This is a genomic window from Parasalinivibrio latis (assembly GCF_036825535.1).
GTDB classification, from domain to species: Bacteria; Pseudomonadota; Gammaproteobacteria; order Enterobacterales; family Vibrionaceae; genus Parasalinivibrio; species Parasalinivibrio latis.
The window spans coordinates 795,068-816,231 of sequence record NZ_CP098812.1 but is presented as its reverse complement, the minus strand read 5'-3'; the positions used below and the strand labels follow the sequence as shown (position 1 = coordinate 816,231).

15 protein-coding genes are annotated in these 21,164 nt (G+C 51.7%); 9 read left to right on the top strand and 6 right to left on the bottom strand.

Annotated elements, in window-relative coordinates:
- Positions 1-18: 18 nt before the first annotated feature.
- Positions 19-2,250 (bottom strand): ABC transporter permease subunit, encoded by a 2,232-nt coding sequence (locus NF212_RS04005; protein ID WP_434359035.1) that lies wholly within the window; start codon positions 2,248-2,250, stop codon positions 19-21.
- Positions 2,251-2,477: 227 nt separating this feature from the next.
- Between NF212_RS04005 and NF212_RS04000 the strand changes: the two genes are divergently transcribed.
- The 9 genes from NF212_RS04000 (at position 2,478) to NF212_RS03960 (ending at position 12,886) form a co-directional block, all read left to right on the top strand.
- Positions 2,478-2,984, top strand: a complete 507-nt coding sequence (locus NF212_RS04000; protein WP_434359033.1) for a glycine cleavage system protein R — start codon at positions 2,478-2,480, stop codon at positions 2,982-2,984.
- A gap of 20 nt (positions 2,985-3,004) precedes the next feature.
- A complete protein-coding gene (ppk1, locus tag NF212_RS03995; protein ID WP_434359031.1) occupies positions 3,005-5,092 on the top strand; it encodes a polyphosphate kinase 1 in 2,088 nt (695 codons plus the stop codon).
- Positions 5,085-6,596, top strand: a complete 1,512-nt coding sequence (gene ppx, locus NF212_RS03990; protein WP_434359029.1) for an exopolyphosphatase — start codon at positions 5,085-5,087, stop codon at positions 6,594-6,596. Before ppk1 ends, ppx begins: the two co-directional genes overlap by 8 nt.
- Positions 6,597-6,727: 131 nt before the next feature.
- Complete coding sequence (locus tag NF212_RS03985; RefSeq protein WP_434359028.1) at positions 6,728-8,002, top strand: MgtC/SapB family protein; 1,275 nt, start codon at positions 6,728-6,730, stop codon at positions 8,000-8,002.
- Positions 8,003-8,116: 114 nt separating this feature from the next.
- On the top strand, positions 8,117-9,382 hold the full coding sequence (locus tag NF212_RS03980) for a hypothetical protein (protein ID WP_434359026.1): 1,266 nt from the start codon (positions 8,117-8,119) through the stop codon (positions 9,380-9,382).
- Positions 9,382-9,852: a hypothetical protein gene (locus NF212_RS03975; protein WP_434359024.1), complete on the top strand. Its 471-nt coding sequence runs from the start codon at positions 9,382-9,384 to the stop codon at positions 9,850-9,852. Before NF212_RS03980 ends, NF212_RS03975 begins: the two co-directional genes overlap by 1 nt.
- Positions 9,824-11,422 (top strand): diguanylate cyclase, encoded by a 1,599-nt coding sequence (locus tag NF212_RS03970; RefSeq protein ID WP_434359022.1) that lies wholly within the window; start codon positions 9,824-9,826, stop codon positions 11,420-11,422. Before NF212_RS03975 ends, NF212_RS03970 begins: the two co-directional genes overlap by 29 nt.
- A gap of 164 nt (positions 11,423-11,586) precedes the next feature.
- Complete coding sequence (locus tag NF212_RS03965; RefSeq protein WP_434359020.1) at positions 11,587-12,561, top strand: LysR substrate-binding domain-containing protein; 975 nt, start codon at positions 11,587-11,589, stop codon at positions 12,559-12,561.
- Positions 12,562-12,712: 151 nt separating this feature from the next.
- The gene (locus NF212_RS03960; protein ID WP_434359018.1) at positions 12,713-12,886 is read left to right on the top strand and encodes a hypothetical protein; all 174 of its coding nucleotides are present in this window, start codon (positions 12,713-12,715) and stop codon (positions 12,884-12,886) included.
- An 89-nt stretch (positions 12,887-12,975) separates the two neighbouring features.
- Here the strand turns inward: NF212_RS03960 and NF212_RS03955 are convergent, their stop codons facing one another.
- The 5 genes from NF212_RS03955 to NF212_RS03935 form a co-directional block, all read right to left on the bottom strand.
- Positions 12,976-13,941 carry a PstS family phosphate ABC transporter substrate-binding protein gene (locus NF212_RS03955; protein ID WP_434359016.1) on the bottom strand — a complete coding sequence of 322 codons (966 nt, stop codon included), beginning with the start codon at positions 13,939-13,941 and terminating at the stop codon, positions 12,976-12,978.
- Entirely contained in the window at positions 13,928-15,253 is a 1,326-nt protein-coding gene (gene phoR, locus NF212_RS03950) for a phosphate regulon sensor histidine kinase PhoR (protein WP_434359014.1), read from the bottom strand. The genes NF212_RS03955 and phoR overlap by 14 nt, the downstream gene beginning before the upstream one ends.
- A 38-nt stretch (positions 15,254-15,291) precedes the next feature.
- The gene (gene phoB, locus NF212_RS03945; protein ID WP_054670050.1) at positions 15,292-15,981 is read right to left on the bottom strand and encodes a phosphate regulon transcriptional regulator PhoB; all 690 of its coding nucleotides are present in this window, start codon (positions 15,979-15,981) and stop codon (positions 15,292-15,294) included.
- Between the two features lie 141 nt (positions 15,982-16,122).
- On the bottom strand, positions 16,123-19,905 hold the full coding sequence (locus NF212_RS03940; RefSeq protein ID WP_434359011.1) for an AAA family ATPase: 3,783 nt from the start codon (positions 19,903-19,905) through the stop codon (positions 16,123-16,125).
- Entirely contained in the window at positions 19,902-21,146 is a 1,245-nt protein-coding gene (locus NF212_RS03935) for an exonuclease SbcCD subunit D (RefSeq protein ID WP_434359009.1), read from the bottom strand. Before NF212_RS03935 ends, NF212_RS03940 begins: the two co-directional genes overlap by 4 nt.
- Positions 21,147-21,164: the final 18 nt, after the last annotated feature.

Here is a 21,164-nt window from a genome sequence, read left to right as displayed (position 1 = left end):
TCAGTCTTTACCCCGGCCTTAAAGCGCACTGTATTTCTCCCGCAACCTTTGGCGGATAAACTCAGCCAGCGTATTGAAAACAAAAGTGGACACGAACAGGACAAATGCCGCCAGGAACAGTATCCGGTAATGGGAACTTCCTACTTCTGATTCCGGCATTTCTACCGCAATATTGGCAGACAGAGTGCGCAGCCCTTCAAAGAAGCTCCAGTCCATGATCGGTGTGTTGCCGGTCGCCATCAGTACAATCATGGTTTCGCCCACGGCGCGGCCAATCCCCATCATAATTGCAGAGAAAATACCCGGGCTGGCCGTCAGCAAAATGACTTTGGTCAGGGTTTGCCACTGAGTGGCTCCGAGCGCCAGAGAGCCGAAACTGAGATGCGAAGGCACCGAGAAAATGGCATCTTCCGCGATACTGAAAATAGTCGGTACAACTGCAAATCCCATGGCGACACCCACGACCAGGGCATTGCGCTGGTCATAACTGATACCAAGCTCATGGGTCAGGTACACTCTTGCATCACCGCCGAGGTAGTGCAGTTCAATCCAAGGCCCCAACTGGAAACAGGCATACCCGAACAGCAGGATCATCGGCACCAGGATAATGGCATGCCAGTTGCCTTGTACCGAGCCGTAAACGTGCCGCCCTACCATAGGCCATGCCGCACCAACCAAAATCATAAACAACGGCAGGAATGTTACCAGCAACATCACCGAAGCCAGGTTTTCCTCCACCAGCGGTGCCAGCCACAACCCTGCAAGAAAACCGATAATCACCGTAGGCAATGCTTCCATGATTTCAACTGTCGGTTTCACAACCCGGCGCATGGAAGATGGCATAAAGTAAGCGGTATAAATTGCCCCGCCCACAGCCAGGGGAATGGCAAACAGCATGGTGTATAAGGTCACTTTCAATGTACCGAAAGTGATGGGGATCAGGCTAAGCTTGGATTCAAAATCATCACTGGCAGACGTTGACTGCCAGACATAAGCCGGCTCCGGGTAACCTTCATACCAAACCTTTTCCCACAGGGAGTCCCAGCTGACTTCCGGGTGTGGGTTGTCTACTTTAATCAGCGCCCACTCTTTGGCGCCGGCGAGCAACAGGTTATCTGCCCGGGGTGAAAACACCATGGTTTCTGCCTTTTCACTGTAGTGAAGGGAAAAGGCGTCAACGCTGTTGCTGGTCGTTGCGTACAGGACTAACTTTTTAGTTTCCGGATACCATCGGGCAAAAGACTTACGGTAGAACTCACCGGCAGAAGTGATATTTCCACCGTCTGTATGCAAGCCGCTATCACCTGTACCATTACCTGTAAACGTTCGTACCTTGGTCAGCAGCCGTTCACCATCCCGCAGGACATCAAACCACTGCTCAATCATACCGTTCTCGAAGCTCAGCATCAGGGAATTGGCACCAGCCAAAAGAAACATGCCATCCGGCCTGTCCCCCTCATCAAAAGGCAGTACTTCCCTCAAGTTGGCATGTTTGCCACCGGCAGTGATTTGATAGACGGAGAGCTGGTTTGGGTACAGTGCATAAAACTGCCGGCCATCAGGCGTCAACAACAGCTCCGCCGGCTTACGTTCTGAACCGGGAACAGTAAAAGAAGAAACGACTTTCCCGCCAGTGCCGATGCGGGTAAGCAGAAGTTCATTGCCACCGGCCTGGCTTACTGCCATGACTCCGTCGTTATAGGGAATCACATTGAGTGCGGTGACCTGGCGGGCTTTTTCATCAATGACGACAGGCTCGCCCCCTACAGGGAACAGTGTCTTGGGACGGTAAGTATTGCTCCCGTTGTAGTAGTGTGCTGAAAAGCCGGGCGTGACCACCTGGATTTCACCGCGCTGGCCACCATAAGCGTACAAGCGGTCTGACGGCAGCGTACCGGAAAAAGAGACTGGTGATTCCATTAACTGCCAGACCGCATTTTTCATCGGTTTGTCTGCACCGACCTCAAAGTAGGCCAGGTCACCGGAACGGGTAAACGCATAACCAAGGTGGCTGTCGTCATCCAGCCCTACGGAATAAACCTCACCTTTAACCGGAGGCGCAAAGGTACCGGCAACGGAAATTTCTGGGGCGCGGAACAGAGGCAGTGTGACATAGAGAAGAAAGATGAAAATCAGAACCAGGGCACACAGAACAGCTACACCTCCTGCGGTGACTGCAAGCTTTGCAGCACGATCCCGCAAGCGGCGACGGCGGCAGCCCTCAAGCAGTTCTGTTTTCGTGATAGCCATTGTTACCTCGGTTCAGACAAGCAAAACATTTTATGTCGTTTTGATGACATTAATATTACGACAGGAAATTATCCCAGCTATTCCCTTGAAATAAAAATGTAATCAGCGGGCGCTAGCCTCCCTATATCGTAAATTTTCCGCAATTCTCAAAACTCGTTGTTTTTCTGTCTGGATTTGAATTAGGTTAACTTTAATAATTGACAAAAAGACAACAGCGGGGAACATTTATGAAACAGCTGGTTATCACCATTATTGGTGAAGATCGTCCGGGATTGGTCGAACAAGTTTCAAATGCTGTGCTTGAACACCATGGAAGCTGGCAGGCGAGCCGATTCAGTAAGTTGTCAGGGTACTTCGCCGGTATCCTCCAGATTGCGGTCCAGGAATCTAATATCCCTGCGTTAACCTTGTCACTGAAAAGCATCTCGGATTTGGATATCCAGATCAGTGAGCCCTCATCCAAGGAGCCGGTTGATACTGCGACCCACCAGTTAGCCGTTACCGGGAATGACCGCCCGGGAATCGTCCAGGAAGCCACGAGAGTCCTTGCCGGTCTTGGAATCAATATCGTGAAACTCACTACACATACCGAAAGTGCTGCCAATACCGGCACCATGATATTTAGTGCACGTTTCGATCTCGGTACCGGACAAGAATCAGACCTGGATTCACTGCAGGATGCCCTGGAGGCCCTGTCAGATGACCTTATTGTGGAACTGGAAAGCCTAAAATAATAAAAACCATAAGGAGATGTATGAGCACCGAACCGCAATTTATCGAGAAGGAAATCAGTTGGCTGTCATTTAATGAAAGGGTGCTCCAGGAAGCGGCTGATAAAACCGTTCCTATCATTGAAAGGGTGCGTTTTTTAGGCATTTTCTCAAGCAACCTGGATGAGTTTTATCAGGTGCGTTTTGCCAATGTAAAGCGCCGTATCCTGATTAACGAAGAACAGGGCGGCGACGAAAATGCCAAGCACCTGCTGGCAAAAATCCAGTCAAAAGTACTCAAGCTCAATCAGGAGTTCGATAACCTCTACAACGAAATCCTGCTGGAAATGGCGCGGCGTCGCATATTCCTTGTAAATGAGAACCAGTTAAGCGAAGAGCAACAAACCTGGGTACGAACCTACTTCAGGAAAAACCTGTTGCCCCATATTTCACCGATCCTGCTCGATGACAACACTGATCTGCTGGGTTTCCTCAAGGATGCCTATTCTTACCTCGCCGTCGACATGAAATCAGAAAATGGCGGTCACCAGGCACTGATAGAGATCCCGACAGACGAAGTGGATCGTTTTATCATGGTGCCGGAGAAAAAAGGCAAACGGCGCAAAACTGTCATCCTGTTGGATAACATTATCCGTATGTGTCTTGACGACATCTTCCGCGGCTTCTTCAATTACGATGGCGTTGAAGCCTATGCCATGAAAATGACCAGGGACGCGGACTACGACCTGACCAACGAAGTTGAGCACAGCCTGCTGGAAAACATGTCAGAAAGCCTTAACCAGCGCCTGACAGCCATGCCTGTACGCTTTGTGTACCAAAGGGATATGCCTCAGCCTCTGGTAGATAAACTCACCAAAACACTGGGTATTTCCGGCTACGACAGTGTCTTGCCCGGTGCCCGGTACCACAACTTCAAAGATTTTATCGGCTTCCCCAACATCGGGCCGCGGTATCTGGAAAACCCGCCACTCCCGCCTGTGGAATCCGCCGACTTCCTTGCTCACGATTCGGCATTTGCCGCCATCAAACAGCGAGATATCCTGCTCTACTACCCTTACCATACCTTCCGTCATATGTCCGAGCTGGTACGCCAGGCCGCCTTTGACCCCAGGGTACGCAGTATCCGGATAAATGTTTACCGGGTTGCCAAGAACTCGCTCATCATGAAATCCCTCATTGATGCCGCCAACAACGGCAAGCGAGTAAACGTGGTAGTTGAGCTCCAGGCCAGGTTTGATGAAGAGGCCAACATTGAATGGTCAAAAGTCCTGACAGATGCCGGTATCAAGGTAACCTTCGGGGCCCCGGGGCTTAAAATTCACTCCAAACTTTGTCTGATAACCCGCCAGGAGGAAGACGGGCTGGTCAGTTATGCCCATATAGGTACCGGCAACTTCCATGAAAAAACAGCGCGGATTTACACGGATTTCGCCCTGTTTACGGCAGATAAAAGACTGACAGACGAAGTGCGAAAGGTATTCGGTTTTATTGAAAACCCATACAAACCGGTCAAATTCAACCACCTGATCGTCTCCCCGCGTAACTCCCGCAAACGCCTCTATGCGCTGATAGACCGGGAAATCGCCAATGCCAAGGCAAAAAAACAGGCTGCCATTACACTTAAGGTCAACAACCTGGTGGACAAAGGGCTGACAAACCGTCTTTACCATGCCAGTAACGCCGGGGTAAAAGTGCGAATGATCATCCGCGGTATGTGTGAGCTGATTCCCGGTATCAAGGGACTGAGCAAAAACATTTCCGCAATCAGCATTGTTGACCGCTTCCTGGAACACCCACGGGTTATGGTGTTTGAGAATAACGGGGATAACGACGTTTATATCTCGTCCGCAGACTGGATGACTCGCAACATCGACTACAGAATCGAAGTTGGCGCACCAATTTTGGATGAAAGGCTGAAAAAACGCATTATCGATATCCTTGAACTGCAGTTTCACGACAGGGCTAAGGCCCGGGTGTTAGACAAAGATCTCAGTAACGCCTACGTTAAACGGGGCAATCGCAAAAAAGTGCGGGCCCAGGTAGCTATCTTTGACTATATCAAGCAAACGGAACGTGAAGAGAAAAAACGGCTGGCCAAACTGAATGATTAAAAGTGTACAAACGGAAAAACCACGGGAAATTGCGGCGATTGACCTGGGCTCAAACAGTTTCCATATGGTTGTCGCTCGTGTGGTCGAAAACGGGGTCCAAATCGTCAGCCGGCACAAACAGCGGGTTCGGCTTGCGGCAGGGCTTGATGACAAGGTAACCCTCACTGATGAGGCAATTGACCGCGCGGTTGAATGCCTTGCGATGTTTGGTGAGCGCCTGGAAGGGTTTGACCCGGAAAACGTCCGGATTGCCGCTACCCACACCCTGCGTGAAGCTCGAAATGCCAAGAAGCTTCTGGAAAAAGCCTTTGAGGTATTGCCTTACCATATTGAAGTGATACCCGGGCAGGAAGAGGCCCGCCTAATCTACATGGGTGTCTCACACACTCAGCCTGATCCGGGCAAAAAACTGGTCGTAGACATAGGTGGAGGCAGTACTGAACTGGTCATCGGTGAACAGTTTGAACCCAAGCTGCTGGCCAGCAAGCGTATGGGATGTGTCAGTTATAACGAACGTTTTTTCCCCAATGGAAAGCTGAGTGCCAAGGCCTTTTACCAGGCTCAACTGGCTGCTGAGCTGAAACTGGAGAATATTGCCGCCCGTTACCAAAAAGAAAGCTGGGATCTGGCTATAGGCTCCTCCGGCACTATCAAGGCAATCCGCGAGGTACTTATCAATTCAGGCCATGAGGATGGAGTAATCACACCAAAGCGCCTGAAAAACCTTTCCGAGGAATTACTCAAGTTCAAACGTTTTGAAGATATTTCCTTACCGGGTCTCCCACCTGAGCGCCAGCCCGTATTTGCCGCCGGCCTGGCCATCTTGTGCGGCGTATTCGATGCGCTTCAAATCGCGCAGATGGAGTTTTCCCAGGGAGCGCTGCGGGAGGGGCTTCTTTACGAAGTCGAAGAACGCTTCCAGGAGGGTGACATCCGTATCCGGACAGCCAAAGATCTTGCCCTGCGTTACCGGGTGGATGTCGACCACGCTACCAACGTTGAGCAAACCGCATCAATGCTGTACCAAAAAGCTGAACCCTCCCAGGGAAACAAGAAAGGTGAATTGGCCAACTTACTTCAGTGGGGGGCCCTTCTACATGAGGTAGGCCTCAGCATCGCCTATTCAGGGTTCCACCGGCATTCATCCTATATTCTGCAAAATACCCCTATGCCCGGTTTCAGCAGCGAACAACGCCTTCTGGTCGCAACCCTTGCCCGCTTTCACAGGAAAGCACTGAAACTGGCGGAGATGCCCTCCTTTACGCTGTTTAAAAACCGTCATATCCATACACTGATTGCCGCTCTGAGGATTGCATGTATCCTCAATGTGCAGCGCCGTAATGTCGAGATGCCAAAAATTGGCGTAACAGCAGAAGAAACACGTTGGACTGTCACTTTCCCTGAAGAGTGGCTGGAACAAAACCGTCTGCTGGCCGCGGATTTGGAGCAAGAGCAGGTTTACTGGAAAAACGCTGGATGGAACCTCGATATCCAGGCGGTGTGATGACAGGGCGCAAAACGGGTCGGTAAACGTCGGCCCGTTTTATTTTAATAATTAAGGAATTAAAGAGATCTCACAGATCACTTTGCGAAACAGCATACACTAAAGGTATCCCCACCCGGCAAGGAGTGACGATGGATATCAGCTCAATCGCTTCAGGCAACTACCTGATCTGGAATCTCCTCATCGCGCTTATCCTGGGAGCCATCATTGGTATCCAGCGAGGATGGGTACAGCGCAACGATGCAGCCGGAAGCCGGGTTGCTGGCATTCGCACTTATGCCCTAGTTGGACTGCTTGGTGGACTCAACGCCACGCTTGCCGAAAAGTTTTCCCCATTTCTTTTGGGCTTTGGCATTCTCTCCCTGGTGATCGTTGTCAGTGTGGCATTTGTTGCACGGCAACGGACGCATCAGGATCTCAGTATTACCGGCATTATCAGCATCATGGTCACCTTTATTCTCGGGGCCATCGCCACATCCGGTGAACCGGTTGTTGCTGCCTCGGCGGCTGTGATCACTGCCATTGTGCTTGATAACAAAGAAGAGTTGCACCGGGCCCTGAACACACTGCAGGAATATGAACTTGATGCCGGGTTAAAACTGCTTCTCATTTCCGTAGTGATGTTGCCTTTGCTGCCTAATCAGGGATATGGACCCTGGCAGGCAATTAACCCTTACGAGATCTGGTGGATGGTAGTGCTGATAGCCAGCATCTCATTTGTTGGGTATTTCGCCATTAAAATTGGCGGGCCGGAAAGGGGGATACTTTTTACGTCAGTGTTTGCCGGCCTGAGTTCCTCAACAGCACTTACCTTGCAGTTTTCCAGCCTTTCCCGTTCCCAGCCCAACCTCAGCAACCTGCTGGCAAGCGGCATTTTGCTCAGTTGTGGAACCATGTTCCCACGGATCCTTATCATCCTATCCGTACTGAACCCCCACCTGGTGCTATCCCTTTGGCCCATAATGCTCGCCATGATGGCAGGCCTCTATGTTCCTGCGTGGTTAGCCTGGCGAAATAACCAGGCTGAATTCAGTGAAGAGACCCAGTCAAACCGCAACCCACTGGCACTGACTTCAGCACTGGTGTTCGGATTTATCCTAATGGTGATTATGCTGCTCTCCCATGCTTTGTCCCAGTGGTTTGGCGATACCGGAACACTGGTCCTTGCTGCTTTGTCAGGTATAACAGATGTGGATGCCATATCCCTGGCCCTTGGCCGGCAAAGTACCCAAGGGCTGGGAGTCACTGTCGCTGCAACCGGGATTTTTATCGCCGCAGCAGTGAATACACTGGTGAAAATGGGAATGGTCATCTCAATCGGGGACAAAAGCCTGTGGCTAAAAGTTATGCCTTCAATGTTGATATCAGTCGTTCTGGGTTTGACCTCATTGATACTGGTTTCATAAAACCAGTATCATATTAAGACATTGATATGGTTAATATTTTTGCAAATTCAAGTGGATAAATTGCCGTCTGATAAACTAGGGTCTATTTAGTTTCCCTAATTTAGTCAGGACTGCATGAAGAAGTGTAATCTCGCCGTTTTAGCTCTCGCTATCCTGGTGCCGACCGTTATTTCCTTCCCTGCCCAGAGTGGGAATAGCGATGAGATCCGTTTGAGAGGATTTACTTCTTTGGCTGGACGTTACCTGTCCGATGATTCACTTGGCTACCACCGCAGTTACCAGCTCAAAGGGGCAACAACACATTTTTCACTGACTTCAGATTCCATCCTCGGGCTTCAAGCCAATATTCCACTGGGTCACGATCTGGAAAGCATCATACAGGTTGTCTACCGCGACCAAATTTCAGATTCAGCCAGTGATTACATAGATTGGGCGGTGTTGCGCTACCAACTGAACCGGCAAACATCCTTTCGAGTCGGGCGGACACATACTGATATACAGTTTGCATCTGACCACCAGAGCGTCGGTTATGTCCACCCTTGGGTAAGCGCACCAACGGAATTCTATAGCGCCGTGAATTTATTCTCCCGGCTGGATGGCTTTGACATTGAGTTCCTGTCAGAGCTGGGCGATGGAGATATACGTTTAAAAGGAGCATTTGGGCAGACATCCCAAAAAGTAAAAGCTGGCGGGATAAATAACCAGATTGATATTCGCAATTCCGGTTACCTGACAATCGGTTATTCAATAAATAATTGGAAGTTTCGGACATCCCAAGCCTGGATAAATGTTGACCGTATAGCGTACGAAAACCAGCTGGATCTCACTTTGCTCGAGCAACTTCCCGACACAGTGTGGCCAGGGGCCAAAGCCGTAGTTAACGCCATGGAATCAACGGGAGAGCATATCAGTTACACAGCAGCCGGGCTGAACTATGATAACCACAACTGGTTTGTACAAAGTGAGGTTAGCCTCACCGACAGTGACTGGGCCGTAATCACACCTACAGTATCCGGGTACTTTGCAACAGGAGCATACGTAAATGATTTAACCGTATTCGCATCCTTTGCCCGTATTATGCCAACTTCCGGCAGAAAAACGCTGCCGCCTCCCAATTACACTCTACTGCCACCAACACAACACAGTACTTTCATGCAACTGTACGATGGCGTGGTACATGCTTTAAATGCCAACCGCGCAGACCAGTTTACTGCCAGCAGCGGAATTAGATGGGATTTCAAAAACAATGCAGCCCTCAAACTGCAGTACGACTTCAGTCGGATTAAGCCAGGCGGGGCTGGCTTATGGACTGAAAATGCCCAAAGGGAGCAGTCATATTCTGTTCATGGTCTCACCCTGATGTTGGATATGGTGTTTTAATGAATTGGTTTGTCATTCCAATAACCACAGTGCTTCTCTTGTGTGTCCTGCGCATTGACACTGCAACAGCCGCAGATCCCTCGCTCGTCATTATCACCAGTGCCCAAAGTGATATTCACAAACTTTCGCGCCTGCAAGTTATCGATATATACATGGGAAGGTACAAGACACTGGAAAGTGGGGAGCATGTCACCCCGATTGATTACGCTCCCGACACCTTTCCACCACTCAGAAGCGTTTTTTATAAGAAACTGGTTAACCGTACTGAAAAGGCCATCCGGCTGTATTGGTCAAGGTTAGTATTTTCTGCCCGCGCCCAGCCACCTGAAACGGTAAGCTCCCAGGAGGAAATGCTCAGTTATATATCCGCCAACCTGAACCAGTTAGGGTACGTAGACGAGCGTATGGTTTCCCCGTCAGTCAAAGTGGTATACAGATTAAATGAAAGTCCGGAACAGGCTCGATATTAAGGTTGCTGTCATAGTGGCATTTTGTGCGTTGCTGTGTGCTTCTGTGTTCTCTGTGGCAGATTATTACTATCGCTTGGGAAATGAGACACTTAATGCCCAGAAGCAAATTGACGTATTGGGAAAGACCGTCAAGCCTACCGCTATTATCGCCGCCTATCTGGATGATGACGCCTTAGCTGAGGAAATTCTGTCCGGTCTTATCCAGCATGAAATCATTTCAGCGGTACAGTTGGTCAGTTTTACCGGGCTAAGACATCAAAAAGGAGAGGTCTCCGGTAATACGAGATGGGTAAGCAAAAACCTTCTTCATCCCTTTGATACCGGGATTATCATCGGAAGGCTGGACTTGTCCGCAAATGAGTTATTTATACAACAACTCGCTAAAGAAAAAGCGCTCAGCCAGGGGTTGTCGCTGTTCGGTATCTCTCTCGTTACTGCACTCCTTGTAGGGTTGATGATACACCGGACCATGACCCACCCCCTGCTAAGGCTCACCCGGGTATTTGAGGGCATTCAGCCGCACAACCCTCAGCCGCTTACCATTCCCCGACGCCACCGGGACAATGAAATCGGTATTTTTTTATTGGGCATTAACCGCCTGATGATTGAGCTGCGTACCCACATTCATAAAGAAAGGTATATGCGTGAAAAAACTGAGCGGCTGGAGAAAAAGTTCCGGATGATATTTGAGCAATCCAGTGCTGGGATATGTATTCTTGATCCGCACAATCTTGTGTTAACCAGCAACCGTTCCTTTTGCAGGCTTTTTTCCTGTCATACTCAACACCCCGTCTTATTTCACGAGTTGTTCAGCCAGCCTGATGAAATCATTGCTATCATCAATGAGCTCAGGGATGGAAGAAGGACCTTTATTTCTGCGGACTTAACGCTGCCCTCCCCTGAGGAAAACGCCGTCCCCCGGAAACTCCATTGCCTGCTTTCAAAAATCATTGACCCCGACGTTCCGGAAAATCAGTACATCGAGTTGGTAGCCCATGACGTTACCGAAAGGGTACAAAAAGAAAGTGTCGCGCACTATGAAGCATCGCATGATGAACTTACCGGCCTTTACAACCGAAGGGCGGGTGAAAGAATACTGACACTTTGGCTGGATGATGCCCTGGAAAATAATAAGTCTGTGGCCGTCATCATCATCGACCTCAATGGCTTCAAACTGGTCAATGACAGTTTTGGCCATGATGCCGGGGACCAAATACTGAGGGAAGTTTCCAGCCGAATAAGAAAGAGTTTCCGCACGGAGGATGCCTGTATCCGTTGGGGGGGCGACGAGTTTGTTGTTATTCAACAAATCTCAGTCCCGGACATGAATCTGCTGCGCAACCGATTGAAAAATTTCCTTTTCACTTTGAAAGATCCAATCGCATACGGTTCGGAGTTGATCAGGATCGGGGGAAGTATTGGGGTTTCCATTGCCCCCCAAGATGGCAGAACCATTAGCGAGTTGCTGGGATTGGCAGACAAGATGATGTATACCGTTAAGTCGTCAAGACGCAGTGGAATGGCTTTTTACAACGACCTCCAGCAAAACCATTACATCGAACACATTTAAAAACTCGCGTCATTCTCGCAAACCACTGAACTTCAAACTGTTGATTTGTCTGTCAGATTGACCTAGTAACAGTTTTAGCAGAATATTATAACCATGAAACCTCGGATATAACCGGGGATAAGAGCACATCATTTTTCCAGATAGCCAAGGATTGGAGAGAACAATTGAAACTTCAGCAGCTTAAATATCTGAAGGCAATAATGGATAACAATTTAAATATATCCGCCGCCTCAGAAGCCTTGTATACCTCCCAGCCCGGTATCAGTAAACAGGTAGGCTTACTGGAAAATGAACTGGGCGTCCGAATCTTCGAGCGCCGTGGCCGCCACCTTCATGGCGTGACCCCTGTCGGTATAGAAATCATCAAGTGTGCTGAGCGTATGCTTGAACTTGAGAGCAAAATTAAAGCGATATCCAAACGCCATTTGGATCCAAACTCCGGTTCCCTGAATATCTACACCATGCCGACAATCGCCCGTTACCTGCTCCCGGATACGGTGGCTTACTTCACCCGTAAATACCCAAGAATTTCGTTTCACCTCCAGCCCACCTTGCCGGCCAATGAAAAGTTCAAGCTCAGCAAAGGGTATGCCGACTTCTCAATCGTGGCGCAGGAGATCCCTTTCGACAAAGACCTGATAACCCTCCCGGCATACCTGTGGACATTGTCGCTCGTCGTACCCGAAAACCACCCGTTGACTCAAATAGACAAGCCTACCCTGCAGGATCTGGCGCAGTACCCGATCCTCAGCTATGAGCAGGGAGCCATTGGCCGCAATGTGCAGGACCAAACTTTTGCGCGTGCCGGGTTAGAGCCTCACTACCATATGACCATGATGGATGCGGATATCATCAAACGTTACGTCGAACTGGGTATGGGTATCGGCATTATTGCTTCACTCGCTGCCCGTGATATCGGCAACATGAAGATCACCCATATCAATCTTGATCACCTGCTGGAGCCATGTAAGGCATGGCTGTGCTTCAGCAAAGACATTCTTCTGCAAGACTACATGTACGACTTTATTTCCACCTTCTCGCCACACCTGACCAAAGAAGTGATGGAAATGGTACTCATGCAGCCTACACAGGAAAAAATTGACTTGCTGGTCCAGGATCTGGAAATGCCGGTCTATTGATGAAACCCTAAAAATATAAAGGGAGGCAACCTGGCTTCCCTTTTTTTATTTGCACATTTAAGCAGTTAAATACAGCAAGGCAGCCGGGAAAAGAAGTGTATAGGTTTCTTTCAGCTATACTTCAGTAAAAGTACTGAAACGAGGAGACACTATGGCGGAGACAACAGATACAGTTCAAAGTCAGCGCGCTCCCACTCTTGTACAACGGGTAGCAATGGAAAGCGAACATTGGCTCGATTTGGCGCTGTCCTCCCTGTCTGCACTGAACCCCAGCACCGAGTTGCCTCTCTCCATTGAAGGCTCTGAAAAAGACGCGGCGAAATAGGTCAATTCCCGCAACTCACCAACAATGCTATGAAAAGAGAGGGCCTTGATAGGCAAACAAAAACTGCACAGTGTTTGTGCAGTTTTTGTTTAAGGCGAGATATCGAGCTGGCGCAAGGTTTGCCGGATAATATTTTGTGGCAATGGGACATACCCGTCTTTGGCAACGATGGCCTGCCCTTCTTCTGAAAGCACCAAACGGATAAATTCCTGGGTCAGCTTCGGTAATGGTTTGTTGGGTTCCTTGTTCACGTAAACATAGAGAAAGCGAGCCAAGGGGTAACTGCCATCAGCCGCAGTCTCTGCTGAAGGTGCCACTGTCACCCCGTCATCCCGCACCAGGGGCACGGCCCTGACGCTTGTCGTCTGGAAACCCACACCAGAATAACCGATCGCATGCAACGAAGAGGAAACCGCCTGTACCACAGATGCCGATCCCGGCTGTTCATTGACGTTGTCGAGGAAATCCCCTTTGCAAAGCGCCCGGGTTTTGAAATACCCGTAAGTACCGGATACCGAGTTACGACCAAACAACTGGATATCGCGGTTTTTCCAGTTTCCCTCAAGACCAAGTTGTCCCCACGTACGAATCGGCGTCGTGGCTCCGCAACGCAAGTTACGGGAGAACACAGCATCAACCTGTTCAAAGGTAAGTGACGGTAGTGGGTTGTCGTGGTGGACAAAAATGGCCAGTGCATCAATGGCGACCGGCACCGCAACGGGCTTATAGCCATAGCGGGTCTCAAACCCCTCAACCTCCCGCGCACGCATTTCACGGCTCATCGGCCCCAGTTGCGCAGTGCCCTGGATCAGGGCGGGCGGTGCAGTTGCCGACCCGGCGCTCTGAATCTGAACATTCACATTCGGGTAATGGCGCTCAAACGCTTCTGCCCAGAAGGTCATCAGGTTGGCAAGGGTATCCGACCCCATTGAAGATAGGTTGCCGGTTACCCCTTCTACCTTTCGGTAATCCTTCAGGTGATGGGCTGACACCGGCTGAACACCCAACGCCAGTGCCATAAACCAGACAGCGAAAAAAAGCTTAGCTCGCCGCACTGTTGGTTTCCTCCATTGCTGCAAGACGCTCCGGAAGGGTAAAGGCAAACGTACTCCCCTTACCGACAATGCTGCTGATTTCCAGCTCAGTTTCGTGGTGGCTAAGGGCATGTTTCACGATCGCAAGCCCCAGGCCGCTTCCCCCCGTCTGGCGAGAACGCGCTTTATCAACGCGGTAAAAACGCTCTGTAAGCCTATGGATATGTTTAGCCGGGATACCGTCACCGGTATCAATAACCTCAAGACGCGGACCGTCGTCAGACAGGTACCAGTTAACCGTGATGTTCGAGCCCGGTGGCGTATATTTCACCGCGTTGTAGACCAGGTTGGAGATCGCACTGCGAAGCTGCTCGTCATCGCCGAGCACTTTCAGGCCGTGGTCGACATTAAATGCCAACACATGGCCGTCGTCCCCGCTCAGGGCATGGGCTTCTTTCTCAAGCACGTCCAGCATTTGCGGAACGTCTACCTTGTGATCAAGTGCCAGCTTTGGAGCCGCTTCAATTTTGGACAGTGTCAGCAACTGGTTTACCAGGCTGTCCATCCGGGTGAGTTGCTCAGTCATGACGCCATGGGCCTTTTCCCACATCGGCCCCGACAGCAAATCCGGATCCTGGGACATTTCCAGGTAACCTCTCAGTACCGTCATCGGGGTACGCAGTTCATGGGAGACGTTGGCAAAGAAGTTACGGCGCATCCCTTCCAGCTTTTTCACCTGGGTGATATCACGGACCACCATCAGGTACTCGTCTTCGGCATAAGGCATGGTACGGAATTCGAGGGTCCGACGGGCATTTACCGGCGAGCGCATTTCCAGTGAATGCTCAAAATCTTCCTCTGCGATATAAGCCACGAACTCCGGTGTCCGGATTAGGTTGGTTATGTGCTGCCCGGCATCAACCGGCATCTGCAGCCCAAGCAGGTTGGTCGCCAGCTTGTTACACCAGACGATATCGCCCTGGTTATCGAACACCACCACAGCATCCGGCAAAGATTCAGAACCGTTACGGAACCGGCGAATAAGGTTGGAAAGCTCCCTGCGGCGGCGGCGCTGGCGAAGCTGAAGGCGGTAAACCCCGTTAAACAACGGCTCCCAGCTGCCTTTCCCTGACGGAGGAGTTAAACGACGGTCTTTGTTATATAACCAGTCAGACAGCTTGATAAGATGGTGGCAATGCCAAAGTACCAGCATGACGCTGGCGGCACAAAGCAACCAGGGCAAGCCGCCGAAAATCATTCCAAGCAGTACCCAGGGCAAATAAAAAAAAGCCAGCTCCCATGCCAGCTTCTTCCATGACAGTCGTTCGACCATTCAAATCTCCGTACTACGCCGAATACCGGCGCGGTATTTTATACGCGGGTAGAGAAGCGGTACCCGGCACCACGCACAGTTTGGACATATTTATCATGCCCACCGGTTTCCAGCGCTTTACGCAGACGGCGGATATGCACGTCTACCGTGCGGTCTTCAACATAGACGTTGGTACCCCAGACGTTGTTGAGCAACTGTTCGCGGCTGTAAACCCTTTCCTGATGCGTCATAAAAAAGTGCAGCATCTTGAACTCGGTCGGCCCCATATCAATAGGGTCTTCATTGCTGGTTACACGGTGGGAAACCGGATCCAGGCGAAGTCCGTGTACATCGATCACATCATCCAATGTGGTCGGGGATACACGGCGCATAACCGCTTTCAGGCGCGCAATAAGCTCTTTCGGTGAGAAAGGCTTGGTAATGTAATCATCTGCGCCGACTTCCAGGCCACGAACCTTGTCTTCTTCCTCACCGCGGGCTGTAAGCATTACAACCGGGATCTGACGCGTCATCTCGTCACGCTTGAGGTGCTTGATAACGTTAATGCCGGAGCCGCCTGGCAGCATCCAGTCCATAATAACCAGGTCAGGATAAGGTTCAGCGATTTTCTCCATCGCGCTGTCGTAGTCCTCAGCCTCAACGGTCTGGTAACCCTTCTGCTCCAGGACAAAACATAACATTTCACGAATAGGAGCTTCGTCTTCTACTACAAGAATCCTTGTCGCCATCTCTATATACCCGTTTTTTAACGTAACTGGGGGCAATTATGTGTTCTTATTATGACAGTTTTGTGACCCAGTGATAGTGATTATCTATCAACCAACTTTCAAAATGCCCCGAAAATACAAAATATTGCTGTGAAACTGGGCTCAACCTTTCACCTGAACCCGGCTGACACCACCGCCCTGCGCTTCGACGGCAACCTGCACACCAATCCGCTCAACCAGTGTGCCCACATGGGAAATTACCCCAATCTGGCGGCCATCCGCCTGGAGGGTGTCCAGGCAGGCCAGTGCCATCTCCAGGCTGTCCGGATCCAGGGTGCCAAAGCCTTCGTCAATAAACAGTGAACCGAGCTGACGGGTATCTGCCGCCAACGAGGCCAGCGCCAGCGCGAGGGAAAGCGAAAGCAGGAAGCTCTCACCTCCGGACAGCGATTCAACACTGCGCACTTCATCGCCCATATCATGGTCAACCACCTGCAAGGCAAGCGGGCTGGTCGGCACAGTCTGCAGTGAATAGCGTGGTGCCAGTTCCATCAGGTGCTTGTTGGCCACCAGCACAAGCTGTTGAAGCGTCAGTGCCTGGGCAAGGTTACGGAATTTGCTGCCGGTTGCAGAGCCCATAACGTCAGCCATCTTCATCCACAGTTCCGTTTGTTGGCGTTGCTTCAGCAGTTTTTCCTGGAGCTCCCCGGCCTGCTTTTCCGCCTCCCGGCCTTTCTCCAGTGCCTGTCGGGCACTGAACAGTTGTTCCCCCAACTCCTGTTTTGTCGATTGCCACTCAGAGCGACATTCCTCCTGCAACGCCAATGTCGCCTCGTTGTCATCTGCCAGCAATGATTGCCCTGCCAGCCAGACATTGGCTTCGTCTACCGAGGGCATCGCCTCCTCAATGCGGTTCTGGCGTTCCGTAATCCGGGTGCGCTCGGTAAGTACTGCCTGTTCCAGTACACTCAATGCGTCCCTTTCCTGCTGCTGCCAGCTCTGGTCACGACTGAGGAGCTGCATCAGGTCGTACTCAGTCAACCCAAACTCTTCCTGCCAGCCCATCCAACGGTGCAGGGTTTCACGGTATTGTTTCTGGCTCTCTTCCCGTTGCTGGCGGGCACTTTCAAGTTGTGCCTGAACGGTTGCCCGCGACGCCATGCTTTGGCTCAATCTCTTTTCTGCATCCGCCAGGGTTGCCGCCGACTGGGTAATGGATTCACGCATCCGGTTTTCCAGTTCTGACAGATCCGGTTCCTCTATGAGGGCAAAACGCGTTTCACGCAACGAAGCGAGCTGGCTGTCCAGCACGCCCAACTGCTGACTGGTTTGCTCATACTGGCGGCCAAGTGACGTCAGCTCACTTTCGATAGCGGAGATTTGCGGCGCCATGTCTGTCAGCCGGGTCTGGGCCTCGTCGCGCTGCTGTTTCAGGGCACGGTACTGGTTAAGTTGCTGGCGCAGTTGATAGACGTACTGTTCTGCACCAACTTGTTCAAGCATGCCTGCCCAGCTATGGTCACCGAATTGGCTGTCCAGGGTATGGCCCCGTGATTCGAGGGTTTTGACCTGATCCTGTCGCTGTTCATCGAGCGACTTCTGGCGCTCGGCTGCCTGGGTAAGGCGATTTTCGATCTGGTGAAGCTGCTCTTTCACACGCGCTTCAAAGCGCTCGATATCCGCCACATGCTGTTGCAACTGCCGCAACTGGTTCACCTGCTGCTGTTGCCATTCGAGCTGGCGGTAACTGCGCTCAAGCACCGGGTAAAGCTGCTGTGCTTCGTCACGGCGAGCCATCAGCCATTCGCGGTAACCACTGCCCTCAACGAACGCCCGGTCTGCATCAGGGTTAACCTGTTGTACGGCGGGAAGGAGTTGCGACTCAAGCTGCCCCAGCACCTGTTCACGCTTGGCGGTTTCATTCTGGTAAAGAGCCAGTTGCTGCTCCCACTCCCGGCTCTGGCGTTCAATGTAGTGCAGCTGCGCCTCAGTTTCCCGGTGCTGCTGGGCAAGTTGGTTTCTGCGCTGCTGGAGCTCATGGAGCATCCCTTCCACCACCGGGTGCTCTTCCCGGTAAGGATGGTGTGCTGAACCACACAGCGGACAGGCTTCTCCATCCCGTAACTGTGCCCGCAGCTCAGACAACCCGGCGACGGCCATTCCCCGCTGCAACGCATGCTCTGCTTCCTCATAGCGGGTAACAAGTTGCACCAGCTCCGGTTGCAACAGAGCTTTCTTCTCCCCGGCATCCATGAGGGCATGTTCAAGCTTGTTACGCTCATCATGGAGGCGCCTCAACTCTTCATGGAACTGAAGCCAGTCAGCACTTTCGGATACCAGCGAACTCAACAGGTTGTAACGCTTGTGATCCTCGTTGTAACGCTTTTGGACCTCATCGAGGGTCTTTTCAAGCTCAGATGGGTTGAGGCGTGCAACCTGTTCTTCAGCCTGCGCTTTGTCTCCGGCAGCGACGGAAAGGCGGCTGTCCAGTTCCTGACGTTGCAAGGCAGCTTGCTGGTTTTGCTGGGACAGTTGGCGGTATTCCCCTTCAATCCGGGTAATCGCATTGCGGGCAGCAAGATACTGCTCCAGGTTATCCAGTACCGGCTGGTACTGCTCAGCCACCTGTGACATATCACCAAACTGGACCAGTGCTGCATCAATCTGCTGCTGCTGGTAGCGAAGCTGTGCCTGTTCAGAGGAAAGTTCGCTGTGGGTGTGTTTGGCTTTGGTGTATTGCTCTCCAATTGTTGCCTGTGCTGTCCCCTGCTCATCACGCTGACGCGAAAGGTGGCTTATCTGCTGATCAATGCCTGCGGCTTTACGGACGTTGGGTTCGAGTTCCTCCCACCGTTGTTGGGTTTTCTTCAGCTGGGCTGCCGCAGTCTCACTGGCTGACTGGCTGTCCGTCACATTACGGGTTTCCTCTGCAAGCTGGGATTCATAAACCACCAGTGATTTTTCCAGCTTGTCTTTCTGGAGCCGGCTTTGTTGCAACTGGTTAAAGTCGGACTGAGCAGGTTGAACCTTGCTGATCAGGCTCAATGTCTCAACCCGGGATTGCGCTTCATTCCAGGCTTCATCTGCCTTTACCAGCGCCTGCTGCGCTTCACCGAGTTGGCGCTCTCTTTCAGCCTGCTCTACAAGCGTTTTCTGGTGCGCTGCAAGCTGGTTAACCAGGCTGTCCAACTCTCCGGTCTGGGCATTCAGGGAATCGATTTGCTCAGAGAGTGCTTGTTTTTCCTCATCTGACAACAGGCTGATGCCGCCCAGTTGTTCTTCAAGCTGACCGAGGCTTGCCTTTTCAGCTTTGGCTTTTTCATAAGCGGCAACGGACAGGCGTGAGTAAATTTCCCCGCCTGTCATTCGCTCCAGCAATGCAGCCCGTTCATCGGCACCGGCTTTCAGGAACGCAGCAAACTCACCCTGCGGGAGCATCACGGCCCGGCGGAACTGCTCATAGCTCAGCCCCACCAGCTCTTCAATCTTGCCCAGCACTTCCTGTTTTTTCCCGGCAAAACGCTGGCCGTCTTCCAGGTTTTCCAGCCACTGCTCAGAGGCCTGTACGCGACCATCTGCTTTACCGCGGGCACGGCGTACATGCCAATGTGCCCGCCAGTGGCTGCCGTTATTGGCAACAAAATCCACCTCGGAATAGCCTTCCGCCTTTCCACGGGAAAGGATATTCCGGACATCATTGGCTTTCAGTCGGGCTGCTTCATCACCCAGACCAATTTCAGCGTCATTTTTCTTGTTTGCCGTCAGTCTCGGCATACGGTCATAAAGGGCAAGGCAGATAGCATCCAGCAACGTTGATTTGCCGGCCCCGGTTTTACCGGTGATGGCAAACAGGCCACTTTCACCCAAACGGCCACCGGCAAAATCGATTTCAAAACTCTGTTGGATACTTGCCAGGTTCTCACCCCGCAGTGCCAGAATCTTCATACGTCTTGTTCCTCAGCCGTTTCAGCCTCAACCATCAACTGTTCAAATGCTTTCATCATCGCCTCATCGGGTGCCCCCTCAAACTTTCGCTGCCAACCGTAGGTAAATACCTGCTCCGGTGTCACCTCTTCCAGCCGGCGGTTTTCCATGGGGTTATCCGATACCTCACAGGTGTATCGGGTGGCAATGCGGGCAAGGCGGAGAGGTTTGTCCTTGATGGCTTTCAGGATCTTTTCACGCAGCATGGGCTGCGGCTGGTCAAGCAACAATGCCACTTCAACCAGGGGCTGCTCCTCACGAGGCAACTCTTCGAGTTTCAGGGATTTCAGCGCCTTGAGCACATCATCCAGCGGGGCTGCTTTTTCCGGCACCCGCATCAGTTCGACCGTGCGGGGAATCTCAAGGGAAAGCACATCAGCCAGTTCACCGCCGTTGAGTTCCACACTCAACACCTGGTGATGGTAATGGCGCTCAGACAGGGAGAGCGGTATCGGCGAGCCGGAATAGCGGATCCGGCTCTGTTTGGCAACTTGCTGAGCAAGGTGAAGATGACCCAGTGCCACATAGGTGATGTCGTCCTGGAAAATGTCCGCCGGCAGCGCGTGCTGGTTTCCGCCAAGGATCCGGCGTTCAGACATTTCCGAAAGCGAGCCAGATGCCATGTAACAGTGCCCCATGGCCACCAAGGCCTGCCCAGGTTCAAGCCGGGTTTTCGCTGCCTCATACACTTCCCGGTAAAGCTCACGCACTCCGGCGATCAAACGGTCATCGACCTCTTCCAGGTGCTGGGTTCGCAGGTCACTTGATCGCGGGAACGGCACTGCCATTACCCAGACAGTCGTTTCCCCGGACTTGTCAGACACCGGGATCAGCATCCGCTCAATGTCCAGGCTGCCGTCAGGTAAACGCCGGATACCGCCGACCATATGAAGGTCAAAGGCTTTGAGCAGCTCGTGTGGGGCATCCAGTTTACTCGGGGAGTCGTGGTTGCCCCCGGTAATCACCACATCCATGTCAGGCAGGGCTTTCGCCATTCTGGCCAGGAAACGGTACAACATCTGCCAGGCCGATGCCGGCGGGTTTGCTGTATCAAAAATATCGCCGGAAACCAGCAGTGCATCAGCCTGCTCGCGCTCCAGAGTCTCTGCCAGCCAGTCCAGGAAAGCCTGGTGTTCATACTCCCGGTCATAACCGTGGAGCTGGTGTCCGAGGTGCCAATCTGAGGTATGGATGATTTTCATGGATGCCGCTTTTTTATG